The 15,554-nt window shown below is 65.3% G+C and carries 22 protein-coding genes; all 22 read left to right on the top strand.

Annotated features, from left to right (window positions below):
• Positions 1–162 precede the first annotated feature (162 nt).
• The 22 genes from F614_RS0113685 (at position 163) to F614_RS0113580 (ending at position 15,443) form a co-directional block, all read left to right on the top strand.
• Positions 163–1,008 (top strand): ParA family protein, encoded by an 846-nt coding sequence (locus F614_RS0113685; RefSeq protein ID WP_017926612.1) that lies wholly within the window; start codon positions 163–165, stop codon positions 1,006–1,008.
• Complete coding sequence (locus F614_RS0113680; RefSeq protein ID WP_019559102.1) at positions 1,001–2,575, top strand: ParB family protein; 1,575 nt, start codon at positions 1,001–1,003, stop codon at positions 2,573–2,575. The genes F614_RS0113685 and F614_RS0113680 overlap by 8 nt, the downstream gene beginning before the upstream one ends.
• Positions 2,576–2,578: 3 nt before the next feature.
• Positions 2,579–3,211, top strand: a complete 633-nt coding sequence (locus tag F614_RS0113675) for a DUF2857 domain-containing protein (RefSeq protein ID WP_019559101.1) — start codon at positions 2,579–2,581, stop codon at positions 3,209–3,211.
• Positions 3,208–4,503: an STY4528 family pathogenicity island replication protein gene (locus tag F614_RS0113670; protein WP_019559100.1), complete on the top strand. Its 1,296-nt coding sequence runs from the start codon at positions 3,208–3,210 to the stop codon at positions 4,501–4,503. The genes F614_RS0113675 and F614_RS0113670 overlap by 4 nt, the downstream gene beginning before the upstream one ends.
• Positions 4,500–5,318, top strand: a complete 819-nt coding sequence (locus F614_RS0113665; RefSeq protein WP_019559099.1) for a PH domain-containing protein — start codon at positions 4,500–4,502, stop codon at positions 5,316–5,318. The genes F614_RS0113670 and F614_RS0113665 overlap by 4 nt, the downstream gene beginning before the upstream one ends.
• 54 nt (positions 5,319–5,372) lie before the next feature.
• On the top strand, positions 5,373–5,684 hold the full coding sequence (locus F614_RS0113660) for a hypothetical protein (RefSeq protein WP_019559098.1): 312 nt from the start codon (positions 5,373–5,375) through the stop codon (positions 5,682–5,684).
• 38 nt (positions 5,685–5,722) lie between these two features.
• Positions 5,723–6,553, top strand: a complete 831-nt coding sequence (locus tag F614_RS0113655; protein ID WP_019559097.1) for a PFL_4669 family integrating conjugative element protein — start codon at positions 5,723–5,725, stop codon at positions 6,551–6,553.
• A 153-nt stretch (positions 6,554–6,706) separates the two neighbouring features.
• Entirely contained in the window at positions 6,707–7,111 is a 405-nt protein-coding gene (locus F614_RS0113650; protein ID WP_019559096.1) for a hypothetical protein, read from the top strand.
• Positions 7,112–7,168: 57 nt separating this feature from the next.
• The gene (locus F614_RS0113645) at positions 7,169–7,639 is read left to right on the top strand and encodes a hypothetical protein (protein WP_038037422.1); all 471 of its coding nucleotides are present in this window, start codon (positions 7,169–7,171) and stop codon (positions 7,637–7,639) included.
• Between the two features lie 68 nt (positions 7,640–7,707).
• Positions 7,708–8,103 (top strand): single-stranded DNA-binding protein, encoded by a 396-nt coding sequence (ssb, locus tag F614_RS0113640; protein ID WP_018879177.1) that lies wholly within the window; start codon positions 7,708–7,710, stop codon positions 8,101–8,103.
• The gene (locus F614_RS14705; RefSeq protein ID WP_081619724.1) at positions 8,096–8,290 is read left to right on the top strand and encodes an acyltransferase; all 195 of its coding nucleotides are present in this window, start codon (positions 8,096–8,098) and stop codon (positions 8,288–8,290) included. The genes ssb and F614_RS14705 overlap by 8 nt, the downstream gene beginning before the upstream one ends.
• 3 nt (positions 8,291–8,293) lie before the next feature.
• Positions 8,294–8,518 (top strand): hypothetical protein, encoded by a 225-nt coding sequence (locus tag F614_RS15110; RefSeq protein ID WP_017926602.1) that lies wholly within the window; start codon positions 8,294–8,296, stop codon positions 8,516–8,518.
• Entirely contained in the window at positions 8,515–9,027 is a 513-nt protein-coding gene (locus tag F614_RS0113630) for a hypothetical protein (protein ID WP_019559094.1), read from the top strand. Before F614_RS15110 ends, F614_RS0113630 begins: the two co-directional genes overlap by 4 nt.
• A gap of 19 nt (positions 9,028–9,046) precedes the next feature.
• On the top strand, positions 9,047–9,382 hold the full coding sequence (locus tag F614_RS0113625) for a hypothetical protein (protein ID WP_017941456.1): 336 nt from the start codon (positions 9,047–9,049) through the stop codon (positions 9,380–9,382).
• The gene (locus F614_RS0113620; protein ID WP_081619723.1) at positions 9,379–11,613 is read left to right on the top strand and encodes a DNA topoisomerase III; all 2,235 of its coding nucleotides are present in this window, start codon (positions 9,379–9,381) and stop codon (positions 11,611–11,613) included. The genes F614_RS0113625 and F614_RS0113620 overlap by 4 nt, the downstream gene beginning before the upstream one ends.
• 24 nt (positions 11,614–11,637) lie before the next feature.
• Positions 11,638–11,874: a hypothetical protein gene (locus F614_RS0113615; protein WP_017926599.1), complete on the top strand. Its 237-nt coding sequence runs from the start codon at positions 11,638–11,640 to the stop codon at positions 11,872–11,874.
• A 189-nt stretch (positions 11,875–12,063) separates the two neighbouring features.
• Entirely contained in the window at positions 12,064–12,252 is a 189-nt protein-coding gene (locus tag F614_RS0113610; RefSeq protein WP_018879180.1) for a hypothetical protein, read from the top strand.
• Positions 12,253–12,437: 185 nt separating this feature from the next.
• Positions 12,438–12,857, top strand: a complete 420-nt coding sequence (locus F614_RS0113600) for an STY4534 family ICE replication protein (RefSeq protein ID WP_019559092.1) — start codon at positions 12,438–12,440, stop codon at positions 12,855–12,857.
• Between the two features lie 131 nt (positions 12,858–12,988).
• The gene (locus tag F614_RS14930) at positions 12,989–13,159 is read left to right on the top strand and encodes a hypothetical protein (protein WP_017941450.1); all 171 of its coding nucleotides are present in this window, start codon (positions 12,989–12,991) and stop codon (positions 13,157–13,159) included.
• 629 nt (positions 13,160–13,788) lie between these two features.
• Positions 13,789–13,983, top strand: coding sequence for a hypothetical protein (locus F614_RS0113590; protein WP_017941449.1), 195 nt, complete (start codon positions 13,789–13,791; stop codon positions 13,981–13,983).
• Between the two features lie 237 nt (positions 13,984–14,220).
• Positions 14,221–15,162, top strand: coding sequence for an ArdC family protein (locus tag F614_RS0113585; RefSeq protein WP_017941448.1), 942 nt, complete (start codon positions 14,221–14,223; stop codon positions 15,160–15,162).
• The gene (locus F614_RS0113580) at positions 15,159–15,443 is read left to right on the top strand and encodes a hypothetical protein (protein ID WP_019559091.1); all 285 of its coding nucleotides are present in this window, start codon (positions 15,159–15,161) and stop codon (positions 15,441–15,443) included. Before F614_RS0113585 ends, F614_RS0113580 begins: the two co-directional genes overlap by 4 nt.
• The last annotated feature ends 111 nt before the right edge of the window (positions 15,444–15,554 follow it).

The raw sequence follows: 15,554 nt of genomic DNA, 5'->3' as shown, positions 1-15,554 counted from the left end.
CGCCCCCTTGATCCGACGATGACAGCAAGATTGGTGCCGGCGAGAGGAGTCGAACCTCCGACCTATCGATTACGAATCGGTGCCGGTGACCAAACAATAGAGGGCGTTACGTCAGGTGACCCGTGAGGACTGGTAAACACACCAGTACCAAGGGGAACCATTATGACAGTCCGAATCACGACCACATCAACCAAGGGCGGTGTCGGCAAGACCACCGTCACGGCCAACCTCGGCGCCTACCTCGCGGACCTCGGCTACAAGGTCCTGCTGATCGACGCCGACATCCAGCCCACCCTGTCCAGCTACTTCCCGGTGGACCCGGCCCTGATCGCCGCCGGGGGGCTCACGGAACTCATTACCAACGGGGACACCGACGGCACCGTCACTCCGATTGACATCCCGCTCGACGGCGAGCACGACGGGGCCCTCGACATTGTGCTGTCCAACGATCCCCAGGGTCGGCTGCAGCAATGGATCCTGCACACGCCGGACGGCCGCGTGCGACTCAAACACATCCTCGCGGATTACGACGACCTCTATGACGTCGTCCTGCTGGATACCCAGGGGGCTGTCGGCCCCCTGCAGGATGCCGCCGTCCTGGCGGCAGACTTCCTGCTCTCCCCTATCCCCCCGGAAATCCTCTCCGCCCGCGAGTTCGCGCGCGGGACCGTGTCGATGCTTGATCGGCTGCGACCGATGGCGGCCATGGGCGCACCGGTCGGTCCGCTGCGCGGCCTCCTCTATCGGGTAGACCGAACCGGAGACGGCCGCGCGATCGCGGACGAACTCCGGCGCGAGGCCACCGGTGAAAGTCGCGGCCAGATCACCATCCTCGATACGTTCATCCCCTCCGCCGTGGCCTACCGCGAGGCGGCCACCCAGCAGGTGCCCGTCCATCGGTGGGAGCCCCACCGACAAGGGCCCACCCTGTCCGGTGCCGAGACCATGCGCCGCCTCACCGAGGAGCTGCTGCCTCACCTGATCCGGGGAGGGGCGCAACATGGCTAAGAAACAGCTGAGTTCCGAGGAGCTGCGCAGCCGCCTGACCGTCGGCCATTTTGGCGATGCGGCGGCGCAGGAGCTGCCGCCCGGCGATCCCCTGACCGTCACGCAGATGGTGTTGGAGATCGACCGGATCCGGCCGTATGACGGAAACCCCCGGCGGCAGCGCAACCCGCAGTACGACGAGATCAAGGCCTCCATCCGGGCGCAGAAGCGTCTGAACAACGCCATTGAAGTCACCCGGCGGCCGGACGACGACCTCTACATGGTACGCGCCGGCGGGAACACGCGGCTTCAGATCCTGCAGGAGCTGTACGAAGAGACCGGCGACGAGGCGTACCGCAAGGTCCATGTGCTGTTCCATCCCTGGACCTCGGACCAGGATGTGTTGGGTGCGCACCTGATCGAGAACGAAATGCGCGGGACGATGACCCTGATCGATCGCGCCCTCGCGGTCGATCGGCTGCGAGAAATGTTCGAGGCGTCGGCCGGCGAGAGCCTGAGCCGTAAGGAGTTGCAACGGCGGCTACAGGAGGTCGGTTATACAGCCTCTCTGCCACTACTTCGTCGATTTGAGTACGCCGCGAAGACTCTACTGCCGTGCATCCCGCAGGCGCTCTATGGCGGTCTTGGTGGCCAGGCGATCGAGAAGCTCCGTGATCTCCACCGGTCGGCCCATGCCGTCGGCGAGTCCCATGGGCACACCCAGGATGCGGTGGACATGGTCTTCGAGGACTCCCTCGCCGCCACCGATGCCCCGGATTGGGACCCCGGTGCCGCGCGCCAGGAACTGGAGCGGCGTCTGGCCGAGGAGCTGTCCCTCGATCTGCGCACCGTGCGGATGGAACTCGATACGCCGCCGACGCAGGACCCCGAGGGGACGACGGACCCAGCCAATATGCCCCCGGACGGAACCCCCGGCGCAATGGGCCAACCGGCACCGCCCGTCCAGGATGCCCCACCTGCCGGAACGCCCGGAGCGTCCCCCGGACGTTCCGGGGCCGCAACCGATCCAGTGATCGGTGATGGGGCCGGTGAGGGTGACCCGCCCCCTGCCGCCCCACCGGTCACGGCACCGACTGAGCCCGCGCCCACGCCCGGACCCGCGCCAACCGTGGCCGAGCTTCGGGATCGGATCTACACGTTGGCCCGGCAGATCGCCACCCGCTACCACTACGCCGATCAGATCCAGCCCGTAGACATCGGCTATGGCTACTTCATCGACCTGCCGAGCGAGACGGTCGAGGAGGCGGCGGCCAGGATGAACGGGGTGGAGAACGACTACCGCCTCTGGACCTGGTGGCTGCTGTTCAGCTGGTCGCAGATCGCCCTGCACCCGGACCGCGTCCTGCAGACCGCCCCCACCCATCGCCTGGCCTCAGCGATTCACCGAGGCGACGAGGAGGAGGTCATCGCGCGGCACATCCCCGAGCCACCCTGGCGCGCGCTGGGCGGGATGGTCAGTTCGTGCCTTCGCGACCCCGATTTCGGCGACTTCGTCGCCCTCATCCAGGCCTGCCGCGACCTGCAGCACCAGGCCGACGCGGACGATCTCGATCCGTGGGAGGGCTGAGCCATGAGCAGCACAGCGGATCTCACCCTCCATGTCCTGCGCTTCGCCATGGACCGGTTGCAGGAAGCCGACGTGAACGCCCTCAGCGTATTGGGGCTCACACCCGACCAAGCCTCGACCCTCGCCGACATGACATTTGACGAGCTGGTCGAGATTTCGCGGCTCGGGCATCTGTTCATTGATCTGCAGATCGACGCCGATCGGTTCGATCAGCTGCTCGAACGAGCACGGGGCGAGGTCCAGTCCCGCCAGGTCCAGGACGAGCTGCTGCGGCACCAGGCAGACGCCCGGATGATGGAGGCGCTATTTGGCATGACCACGACGGATGTGGCCCGACGTCGGCGGGTGCTCGGGCTGCCCTCGCAGCCCGGTCGGCCGCGCTCCCCCTCGCCCGAACAGGCTCAGGCGATGTGGGACGCATGGCGGGCCGCGCCGGAGGACCTTCCGGATCCGGATCGCTATCTCCACGTCGCGCGAAGCACGGGCGCCTCGGCCTCTGCGGTCTACCGGCTCGTCGCGGAGTGTCAGCACACGCTGGCCCCAACATATCCGCCGGCGAAGGCGACGCAGCCCGTGGTGGACCTGGTGCATCACCAGTTCGGCACCCACCTCTATTCCGCCGGGGGCACGTCGTGAGTGCAGCGGAGATCGCCCCCCGCATCCGAGGACTCAAGGCGTACCTGGAGGACGCCGCGCGACAGCTACGGGATCGACCGCCGGACCCCGCCGGCGAGGAGGAAGGCGCAGTCCTGTATTTCGGGAACTGGCATGACTCCCACCCCCGGGCGCTGCTATTCGCGGACGAGCTGGGGCCGACGGACAAGCTCGCCTGGATGGTGATTCAGGCGAACTCGGATCCCCGGGCCCCCGCCGGATTCCCGTCGTATGACGAGTTCGGCCGCGCCGGCCTCGGGTCCCGGCCCACCATCGCCGCCGCCATCGCCATGCTGCGCATCACTCGATGGATCTCGCTGTGCGATCGCGTCCGCGACGGTCAGGGCCGATACCGGGGGAGCGTCTACGCGATCCACGACGAGGCGGTATCCGTCACCGAGGCGATGTACCTCGATCCGGAGTACATCACCTATCTGGAGAGCCTGACCGATCACGGCCATCGACGGGTGCGCGAGACTGCGCAGCAGGTGCTGTCCACGATCCAGCATCGCCTCGATGCCGACCACGACCTCACCGATCCCGTGGACACCGGCGGTCGCTTTGAGCGCCGCCTCGCCACCCTGAGCGCCGACCCGGCCGTGCGAGCCGCCGCGAGCCCCTCGGGACGGGCCTGCGGTGCCCAAGTTAAGGAGGCTAACTCGGGTGAGAGCCAAGTAAAGAATCTTAACTCGGTGGACCCGCCCGACGAAAATCCTTCAAAAACAGCCACTTCGTACCGAGTTAAGAATCTTAACTCGGCTCGCGCGCGCGGGGGTAGTAGTAGTTTATATAAACCTACTACTACAAAACCTACCTCTGAGGTATTGGAACCACCGGGCGCGCGCGACAGCGAGGAGGCCGCCGCTGAGCTGCACTATCCCGAGAGCTTCGGCGCCGATCACCGCAAGCTCGCGGACCGATGTCTGCAGGGGTTACCCGCCGACCAGGCCCAGCAGGTCCTGGACGAGGTCGCCGGTGCCATCCGGGATCGCGCTCAGACGGATCCGATCCGCAACCCCTTGCGCTACCTGAGTGCCGTCGCCAAGCGGGCACGCAGCGGCGATTTCCTGCCGAGCTACGCCGTGGACGCGGCCGAACGACGGCGACGCAAGGCCGAGCAGGCGGAGCGCGAACGCCGGATCGATCAGGCAAGCGTCCAGCAGGCCGAGGCGCAGGTGGTCACGGTCGAGCCCGACGCGAACAACGAACTGGTGCAGCGGCTGGAGAAGGCCCGCAGCCGCAGTACCCACCGATCCAAGGAGCCAGGGGCATGATCCTCGACGAACATGACATGCCGTTCAGCCACGGCCGCGCTCGGGTAGTCCGGGATGCGCTGAATCGCGAGACCGACCAGCGGTACGAGCTGGTCGAAGTGTATTGGGGCGACCATCACGCGGGGTATGGCGTGGAACAGGTCGATCCCGATTCACCACCCGAGCCCCCGCCTCGCCCACCGGACGACGAGGAACCAAGCGAGTCACTGCGACAGGCCGCACGGGAGTACCGCCCGGCGTCGGCCGGGGAGCCACCCCGGGACCACCCCGCCGACGCGGACGCCGAGGTGCCGACCTACACCCTGCGCCCGGCGCTGCGCAGCGTATGGCCCACGGTGCTCAAGTTTGCCTTGCTCCTCGCCGTACTGGCCTGGACGCCGGAGATCGTGGCCTGGCTGGGGCAGTTGCCCGATCCAGTAGGCGCGAGCATTGCCGAGTGGCGCATGACCATCCCGGGCATCGGCGAGCTGCCCATCGTGCAGGCAGCACTGTCGATGGTCCTCGGGATCTGGATGGTGCTCACCGCGTTCCGGATCGTGTTCGCGATCTACTACTACCGATTCACTCTCGACCCCGACCGTGTGACGGTGCAGACGGGGATCATCGCGCGCCACCGGCGCACGATGCGCTATGCCAATGCGCGGATCCCGACTCTGGAACAGGGGGTCATCGATCGCCTGATCGGAATCGGCGAGGTCCGGGTGTCCTCGGCGGGCGGCGGCGAGACCGGCGAGATCCGGCTGCACGGGATCCGACGCCCCCTGGAGGTGAAGGAGGAGATCCAGCGGCGCGTGGACGCGGTTTGGGATCGCTGAGCCAGACCAGAGGGGGGGGGAACAGTGTTCCCCCCTGAACCAGACCAGAGGGGAATGCCCGTGCCGAGGATTGCCACTGTAGACGCAGATCAGGCCCTGGATCGACTGCTGGACGTGGCGCTGAACCGCAGCGGGCAGGCGCGCTCCGTCCGTCGCGTGCTGTTGGCCTGTTACAACGCGCCGGAATGGCCGCTCGACCTGTCCGACCTACGCGGACTCGATCCGGATCTCCAGGCGTCCTCGCTCACGGCCATCAGGCTCTTTATGGAAGGTTCCGATCTTTATCATCACCGCCCGGAAGCCCCCTGGCAGACCATTTGGGATTTGGCCTGCCGGGAATCCGAGGGCGGTGATAGAACACGCTGACCGGGATCTGCCGGTACTCACGAAACTAGGAGGCGACTATGGCCGACACGAAACCCATGCCGAACGAGGCCGACCCGATCGTGGATTGGCGTACCGCCAGTTCGTCCCCCGGAGGTCTGCGCGGGTCCGCCGCGATGGAGATCCAGACGCGCCAGGCGCAGCGACTCGTGCATGGACGAGGCGCAAGCGAGAAGAAGGCGCCCATCATCGGGCTCGTTCGTTTCGCCACGACGATGCGGCGGATCTGGCGAGCGGCGGCCCTGGACGACCCGTGGGCCGACTGGAAACTGCTCCAGACCTATGAATCCCTCACGGAGAACCGCGAGGGCATCAATGCCCTTCGGGAACAGACCGAGCGCCTTCTGGACTCGATGCCCGGTATCGAGATCGATGTGGCTCAGAGCCAGAGCCCCTGCACCGTCCCACTGGAGTTCTCGAACCCCTACGGCTTTATGGGCGCCTACCTGATCGCCGACTTCGACCGGACCGCACGCGCCATCCTGACCGCGCGCCACGTCGGGCTCATGGGCCGGGACGAGAGCGAGCGGATGCTGTATCAGGGTGGCCGACTGGTCCGCAGTGCGTTCAACGCTCCGCAGGGATTCCAGTATCAGGGCGTGACCCGAGACGACGTGGCGGCTGGCACAGCGAAAGCCCGGCAGGCGATCGAGACCCTCGGCCTGCCGCCGAAGGACGTCCTGGAGGGGAAACTGCGGGCGCCGGTGGCACCCGACATTCGGGACCCGAAAGCGCGTAGCGAGCCGCCCCCGGGGCTCTATGACGACGAGGAGGACGATGAAGCCGACGCCCCTGCAGGCGAACGGGCCGAGTCCTACGGCTCGGCCGTGGCTCAGGAAACCGGAACGTGATGGACCTTGTTCGGTCGCCTGGCTCAGATGCACGGGGAGTAGTTATAGCCGAAGGCCTGCCATGTAGTTACGCCCTAAAGGGCCCTTTAAGGGTAAGGGGGGCGCGGGGCCACTGGAGAGGGATACATGAAACTCGCTGACGCGCGTAAGCGAATGCAGGTTCTCGAAACCGAGCTACGGCAGATCGATGATCAGATGGACCAGCTGGTGCAGGAGTTCAAGGACACCTATCGTCGGCCGTGGGTCGCGCATCCTGCGATCCATCGCTCCCGACGCGAAGGTGGGTCCGTGTTCCGGTGGCGTCTACGTGGATTCGACGGCATCGGCCAGTCCTGGCTGATGTTTACGTCGGACATGCTGCAGGAGGCACTTTCCCGCGAGGGTGTGCCCCTGCGGACGCGTCTGGCGTGGCTGAAGATCGAGCGTCGAGGGCGGATCCTCACGTTCGAGCACCGGCGGCGGAACTACGAGCGGCTACGCCTCAAGGATCTGGTGGCACAGATTGAGGCACTCAACGCGTTGGAAGACCAGTGGCGCCGCAAGACCCGGAAGTCCTGAGCCAGACCAGAGGGGGGGAACAGTGTTCCCCCCTGAGCCAGACCAGAGGGGCGGGGCATGACACATCCATTTCGCCACTGGTGCCACGAGCACAATCTCGATCCAGAGGATTTCGACAGCCGCTGGAGCTACATGGACGAGCTCAATCGACTGACATCGGCGATCACCCGGGACGCATTGCGGGGCGTGGACCAGGAAGACCCTGGCGTTCAGCAGGCGTGCTCCGCAATGGAATCGCTCGCGACCACCATTCGGGATGAACGTGGCCGTTGCAGCAACCATTCCGAGCTCGAAGCCCTGTGGATCCACTGCAGCGGTCATTGGTTCGAGCCGATCCAGCGGGTCCAGCGGGCACTAGCCGAGGCAAATCTCCACACCCACTTCAGTGAGCAGGCTTCATCACCGGAATCGATCCACGCCCTGGTCCGGGCGCACGAACGTGCGGCCGGACAGTACTTCGATCTGATGAACACCGTCGATCACGGCGCCACCCCTTACCGCACGGTGAAACTCACGTCCGGACGATAACGGATTACCGTGGATCGCACCGCCCACCGAATGCAGGCTGGCATCGAACCCATGTCTGGTGCAGATCCATGTCCAACAGCTTTTCCGGTCGCGGCAATTTGGGCGCGGCGCCCACGCTTCGTCATGCCGAACGCGGCGGCGAATCGACCCCCGTCACCAACCTCCGGATCTTCTTTGATCGTCCGAAGCCCGATGGCAACGGCGGCTTTGAGGACAAAGGCGGGTTCTGGCTGGACGTGGCCCTGTGGGGCCCCCGTGCCGAACAGGCCGCGCGCCTGTTGCCGAAGGGCGCTCGGGTCCACGTCGAGGGTGAACTGTTCGAGTCCACATGGAGTGACCGTGAGACCGGCGAGGAGCGATCCCGCCTCGAAGTCCGCGCGTCCGCCGTCGATCTGGACCTTGCGCGCGTCGAGGACGTGACGTTCCGGCAACGTGACGAGCGCGCGGGAGGGACGGATGCCTGAGACCCCATTCGCCCGTGCGCGCTGCGATGCCTGCATCTACTGGCACCGTCTGGGCACCAATGAGGGCTCCTGCCGGCGCCACCCTCCGGGACTGCTGCAGCCCATAGGCGAGAGCGACGGACCGTTCCCCCTTACGAAGGCGATCCACTGGTGCGGCGAGTGGACGCACCCGGACGAGGTTCGCTGAGCCATGCCCTTGTATCAAGCCCAACTGGTGGAACTCGGTCGCGTGGTCGCCACGACCCGCTTTGAGGCGCACAGCGACCAGGCGGCCGGGAAGGAGGCCGACGAAAGCGCCGACTGGCGCAGAGGGCAATGGGCCGCGGTCACCCGCGTACCCACGAAGCCAGAACCCACGATCGCATCGCGCGTAGCCGCCGATGACCCAACCAAGGAAGAAGGAGACACTCCATGACGAACGGAACGATCACCCGCACCCTCCTCGCCGGTGCCGCTATCGCGGCCCTGTCCGGCTGCATTGTGATTGAGGAGACGCGACCGACGACGTCCAGCAGCTCCACGGCCGGATCCAGCAGCCAGGCCTCCGGACAGCAGCAGTACGCGAACGAGATCCTCAACTTCGAGGTCACCACCGCCACCGACGTCGATACGGCCTTCAACCGCATCCGCCGCCAGTTCGGGTATCTGCCCCTGGAACAGCGCACCAATCCCGCCGGACAGCCGTGGCTGGAAGCCTCGGACGCCTACCATTTCCATGAAAACCCCGGATCCTTCTACTCCGTGCGGGACTACCGCGAAATCCTCGGTCACGCCGGCGTGGTCCAGATGGATATTTCCCGGGAGGGCAGCGGCAGTCACATCGCCGTGGAGTATTACGAGGGCACGGACAGCGTAGACGGCTTCCCGGCCACGGACGCGTTCATGGACCGCTTCCGCGCGAAAGTGCGCGAAACCGTGGAGTAACCCCGTACACGAGGACCCCATGATGCCCACCGGAATGTTCTCTAGCCGTATCGACACACTGGCGCGCGATCAGCTGGGACTCGATGACCCCCAGTTCACGATCTACGCCGCTGCCGTGCGCCAACTGGACGAGTGGCGCGAAGACGAAGGCGACTCTCCGTCCGTGGTGACCGTCGAACTTCCGCCGGGGTTCATGCGGGTCTCACTCGCCCCAACCACGGCCACGGACGCGAGCGGTCGGGCCACCGATTGGGACGTTACCCAATCTCGACACGGCATCGTCTACGTTGAGCTGGACGAGCCAGAACCTCCCCAACAGGGACCGAACGCCTCGTCCAACTCCTTGCCGACATGAAACTCTTTCTTGCGGAAAAACCCTCCCAAGCCCGCGATATTGCGCGGGTTATAGGCGCTTCGCGCAAGGAAAATGCGTGTATTCGTGGGGAAGGGGTGACGGTAACCTGGTGCTTCGGGCACCTGCTGGAAATGGCCCCGCCTCAAGACTACGACCCTTCGCTCAAGCAGTGGCGCGTGGAGACGCTTCCCATCCTGCCGGACCAGTGGCGGATGAACGTGCGACCCAAGGTGAAGGGGCACTTTTCCAGCATCCGGTCCCTGCTGAAACAGGCCTCCGAAGTCGTCGTCGCGACGGACGCCGACCGGGAAGGCGAGACGATCGCGCGCGAGGTGCTGGATCTGTGCGGCTACCGGGGGCCGATCCAGCGCCTCTGGCTCGCCGCGCTGGACGAAGCCAGTGTGCGCAAGGCCCTCGCCAACCTGCTACCGGGGGATCAAACCTTCCCCTTGTACCGCGCCGGCGTGGCACGCGCCCGCGCCGACTGGCTTGTGGGCATGAACCTCACGCGGGCCTACACCCTCGCGGCGCAGGCACGCGGGTATGACGGCGTGCTCTCGGTCGGGCGTGTCCAGACGCCCACCCTCAAGCTCGTGGTCGATCGGGACCGCGCGATCGAACAGTTCAAGCCGGTCCCCTACTACGAGGTATCGGTCCGCTGCGGCCATACGAACGGCTCCTGGGAGGCCCGATGGGTGCCACCCGAGGGGGTGAGTGACGCCGAAGGCCGCTGTACCAGTCAACAGGCGGCCGCCTCTGTGGCGCAGCGTGTACAGGGGGTGCAAGGCACCGTGACCCTGGCGCAGACCGAGCGCAAGCGCGAGAACGCGCCGCTGCCCTACGATCTCTCGACGCTGCAACAGGAGGCATCGAAACGGCTGGGGATGGGGGCGCAGGAGGTCCTCGATACCGCACAGTCGTTGTACGAGAAGCACAAAGCCACCTCCTATCCCCGGACCGACTGCCGCTACCTGCCCGTCAGCCAGCACGGCGAGGCACGCGACGTCCTGCAGGCGCTGATGCAGAGCGACTCGACCATCGAACACCTGGTTGAAGGCGCGGATGCTTCCGTGCAGGGGCGCTGCTGGAACGATGCGAAGATCACGGCGCACCACGCCATCATCCCCACCACCGCCGCTGCGGATGTCCATGCCATGTCGTCGCGGGAACAGGCGGTCTACGACCTGATCCGGCGCCGCTTCATCGCGCAGTTCTATCCGGCCTACGAGTACGACCAGACGCGGCTGGAAGTCGCGGCCGAAGGCGAGACGTTCCGTGCGCAGGGGCGGGTGAACCGCCAAAGCGGCTGGCGCGTGCTGATCCAGACGGACACCTCGGTCGAGGAGCGCAACGAAAGCACCCAGGCGCTTCCCAGCGTGCAGAAGGGCGACCCTGTCTCCCTGGCCGGCGCGCAGATCCGCGACAAGGAAACCACCCCGCCGGAACGCTTTACCCAGGGCACGCTGCTCGCCGCCATGAAGAACATCGCCCGCGAGATCGCGGACGAGCGGCTGCGGCGCGTCCTGAAAGAGAACACGGGCATCGGCACGGAGGCGACGCGCGCCGGGATCATCCAGACCCTCATGGATCGCGGTTACCTGGATGAGCGCAAGAAGAAGCTCACGTCCACGGCCGCCGCCCGGTCGCTGATCGATGCGCTGCCGGATCCGGTGAAGGACCCGTCCACCACGGCCCTGTGGGAACAGGCACTGGACCAGATCGCCAACGGAGAAGGCGAGATCGATGGGTTCCTGCAGCGGCAGGCCGAATGGGTCAAGCGGCTGGTGCAGCACGTTCAACAGCAGGGGGCCGATGCGGTTCAGGTCGAGGCGCAGGCCCAGCACGCCTGTCCGACCTGCTCGGCCCCCATGCGGCGGCGCAAGGGCGGGTCCGGGGCGTTTTGGGGCTGTAGCCGCTACCCGGACTGCACAACCACGCTGCCCGACCAGGGCGGGAAACCCGGCAAGGCCCCGAAACAGGGGCCGGTCGGGCAGTGCGGCTGCGCCCAGCAGGGCAACATCAAGGAGTCACCCAAGGCCTGGCAGTGCGAGGCGTGCAACGCCATCGTCTGGAAGCAGGTCAGTGGCAAGAAGCTGACCGAGGCCCAGGCGCTCACGCTGTTCGCGGGGGATCGGGTACAGCTCAAGGGTCTCAAGAGCAAGCGGACTGGCAAAACCTTTGATGCCGGTGCGAAACTATCGGAAGGCAAGGTGCAGCTGCAGTTCGACTGACTGCGCCAGACAACAGGAGATCCCATGGCGATCATCCGCTTCCCCATCGAGCGCCGCGATCACTGCGCTTCCGGCGCCACGGTGGAACACCCGGAACACGGGATCTGCGAAGTCCTGGATATTCCGGACGACGCCCCGATGCAGCGCCTGCTCTACCGGGAGCGGGACCACGCATGGGTGGAGGCCGATGTGCGGGAACTGCGCCAGATCGAGCGGCCACTCGACCCGCATGAATTGACAGACGATTATTGGGAAGGCTAAAACTAGAGCCATCACACGGCTTTACCGCCCGCCACGAGCGCATCGTGGTCCCTGAAAGCACCGCCCGGACCGGGTAGCGGTGCGCTGGCCCAGCCAGTCGGTCCTGCTGTATTCCATTCACCCACGCCGGGGAGAGCCTCCCCCCGGTTGGGCGCGTCTCTTTCGGCTATTCTCGAAGGAGGCGCCTTTGTGAAAAGACCCTTTGTCAATCTCAAGACCGTCAAGGAAGATTCGCGCAAGATGGGCGTCGGCATGATCGTCGCGAGCGTTATTGCGCTGTTCCTGGAGGCGGTGCCGTTGATCAGCGTGCTCTACGTGATCACGCTCGGGGTGTCACTCCTGGTCATCGGAAACATCCACAACGAGGAGGAGTCGTGATGGAGCCGTTCGCGCTGATCGCCACTCTTATTTTTGTCGTCTTCGTCGTCTTGAACGTCATTGGCGTGCGTCAGGAACGTCGCAGCAAGAAAAAGTAGCGCCTCGCGTTACCTTCACCCTCCCGGGGAAACCAATCCCCGGACGGGCATGGTTTCTCCGGATTCATCACTGATAGGAGAAACACCATGTCTGAGAGCAAATACTTCGATCTGCACATCACCGGCCTTGGCTACCTGAATCGGGTGCGCGAGGTGAGCCCCAAGAAGGGCGCGTCGTTCTATGCGTGCGACATCGTCGCGCTGCATGGGTCCGCCGACGCCCCGGACAAGACCCGGTTTGATTGCCGCGTAAGCGGCCAGGAAGCCGAGCGTCTGATCAAGGCGGCCAAGTCTTACGTCGATGAAGATCGCAAGGTCCTCATCGGATTCAAGCTGGGTGATCTGTACCCGGATCTGTTCGAGTATCAGAAAGGCGAGAAGGCCGGCCAGACCGGCGTTTCGTTGAAGGCTCGGCTGCTCCGGATCGCCTGGGTCAAGGTGGACGGCGAAACCGTCTACACCGCATCGGCGGACTCGACTCAGGAACCGGAAAGCTCCGCCGCCTGAATCCGGCAGACCGTTCGCCAGGGGGATCCTCTCACCCCCTGGCAACGGGGTGTCTCCGTTGTGGGGCACCACCGATCCCTCTTGCCGCGGCAGGAGGGATCGGGGTGTCCCACAACTGACGGAGAAGCCCCATGAAAGCTCGCACCATCACCAAGCTCTTTCGTTCGCTCGACTCGGTTTCCGAGGCCCTCAAGTGCGGTTTCCAGGTACTGGATACCCGCACCCTGGAGCCGATTACGGATTCCGATCTGGAACAGCTGTCCACGTCCGATCTGGACCATCTGCAAATGCGGATCGGTTGATCGAGCCGGCGCCCCCTCGGGGGCGTCATTCCCGAGGGTCGCGCGCGGCCCTGGGGAATGACGGCTTTACCGCCCGCCTGAGCGTATCAGGCCCCTTAAAACCCTTCCGGATCGGGAAGAAGGGTGCCGGCACTGCCGGTCGATCCATTTCCTTCACCCACCACGGGGACACCGTCCCCCGTGGGGGCGGTCTGTCCCCAACACTCGGAGACAGACTCATGCGAGGACTTCACATCAGCCGGAAACACGAAGGCATGGCATTCAAGCGCGCGGGCGAACGCGTGGACCTTCGGTTCACTCAGCCCGACATCAACAAACGCCGCCCACCTCGGGTGGTGACTCCACCTCCGCGTCACTGGTGCCTTGAAGCACCCTGCTGACCGCTGTAGCGCGTCGAACCCCGGGACATTGCCCTGGGGTTCGGCTGTCTTTCGGGGCGTCATTCCCGAGGGTCGCGCGCGGCCCTGGGGAATGACGGCTTTACCGCCCGCCTGAGCGCATCAGGCCCCTGAAGCACCCCCGGATCGGGCAGGGGTGCGCCGGCTCGCCGGTCGATCCATTTCCTTCACCCACCACGGGGAGAGCACTCCCCGGTGGGGCGCTCTCCGTTCACAGACAGGAGAGCATCGATGGACAAGGAAACCATCAAGGCGTTTATCGCCTGGCTGGAAGCGGCGACCGAACAGGAAATCCTGGAGCGGCGTCAGCAAGCATTGAACGCTCAGGTGAGCACTCGGGAGGGCCGTGCCGACATCAATCTTGCGCTTCGTCTGATCGACGAGGAGCTGCTGGCACGTCTCGATCTGAAGTCGCAATCGTACTGAGCTTCACCGCGCGCGGTTTGAGTTGATCGTTGATCTGCTCGAACCGCTCGGTTTCGCCCCTGAACAAGGCGCGTGTCAGCGCCTGTTCCAGGGTGGAACGTTGACCATCAATGACCTTCATCACCGGCGCCTCGCTGCTCGGGTACGAACGGTCAACATACCATTTCAACCCCCGTGGGGCAGTCGGATCCCACGGGGATCGGTCTGTCCCCAATTTTCATGCACAGGAGACAGATCATGTCCAAGAAAGAAGCCTCCAAGGACCTGTACCAGGAAGTGACCGATCAGATCATCACGGCCCTGGAAAGCGGAGTCGTGCCCTGGGTCAAACCCTGGGATCGCGACAAGGCGGCACTGGCGAGCGGAATGCCGGTCAATGCCGCGACCAATCGCCCCTATCACGGGGTCAACGTCATGCTCCTGTGGATGCAGGAGGTGGCCCACGGGTATTCCACCAGTCGGTGGATGACCTTCAAGCAGGCGTCGAACGTCGGCGGCACGGTGCGCAAGGGCGAGAAAAGCACGCTGGCCGTGTTCTTCAAGCCGATCCAGCGGCCGAAGACCGACCGGGATGGCAAGCCGGTGACGGACGAGAAGGGCGAGCCGGTGATGAAAACCGTGCCGATCCTTCGGGCCTTCAAGCTCTTCAACGTGGACCAGATCGATGATCTGGAGGACCGGTATCGCGTGGGTCCCACCGGGGACGCCCCGGAACCGAGCTTCACGCCCATCGAGGCCGCGGAATCGGTGCTGGAGTCCTCCGGGGCTCTGATCCGACACGGGGGCGACCGGGCGTTCTATTCGCCCGAGCTGGATTACATCCAGTTGCCCCCGAAAGCGTCGTTTCGGGAAGAGGCCGGTTATTACGCCACGGCACTCCACGAACTCACGCACTGGACGGGGCACGAGTCCCGCCTCGCGCGCGAGGGGATCGTGGAGTTTGATCACTTCGGGTCCGAACGCTATGCGTTCGAGGAGCTGGTCGCCGAGTTGGGCGCTGCCTTCCTTTGTGCCGAGATCGGTATCCAGGGGGATCTTCGCCACGAGGGCTATATCGGCTCCTGGGTCCGGAAGCTCAAGGAGGACAAGCGGGCCATTTTCCGGGCCGCAAGCCAAGCCCGGAAAGCCGCTGAACACCTGCGGCCGGAGGCCGAGGTGCAGTCCGAGGAGGCGGGATGAATCCCGCCACCCTGGAAGCCCTGAACCAGCTCGCCGACGCGGCGGAGTCACCGACGGGACAGGGACGGCACGTCCGTCTCTTTCTGCTCGGTCTCTTCAACGGCCAGGAATTTCCGTTCGACCTTACCCGACTCCGGGTAATCGATCCGGACCTTCAGGTCGCTGCGCTGCGCATACTGGCGTTCGACATGCGTTCCGGAACGGAGATCGACCACTGGATCTCCGGCGGAGCCGAGCGTCTCGCCCGTTGGGTGAGGCTTGAAATCCACTCTCAACCCTGACGGCCTTCGGGCCGTCATTTCCGAGGGTCGCGCGCGGCCCTGGGGAATGACGGCTTTACCGCCCGCCTGAGCGCATCAGGCCCCTGAAAGCACCCCCGGATCGGGCAGGGG

Origin of the sequence: Thioalkalivibrio sp. ALE12, assembly GCF_000381105.1 — a bacterium.
In the GTDB taxonomy this organism is placed as follows: domain Bacteria; phylum Pseudomonadota; class Gammaproteobacteria; order Ectothiorhodospirales; family Ectothiorhodospiraceae; genus Thioalkalivibrio.
The sequence above is the reverse complement of the archived record's forward strand: the minus strand, read 5'-3'. Positions and strand labels throughout refer to the sequence as shown.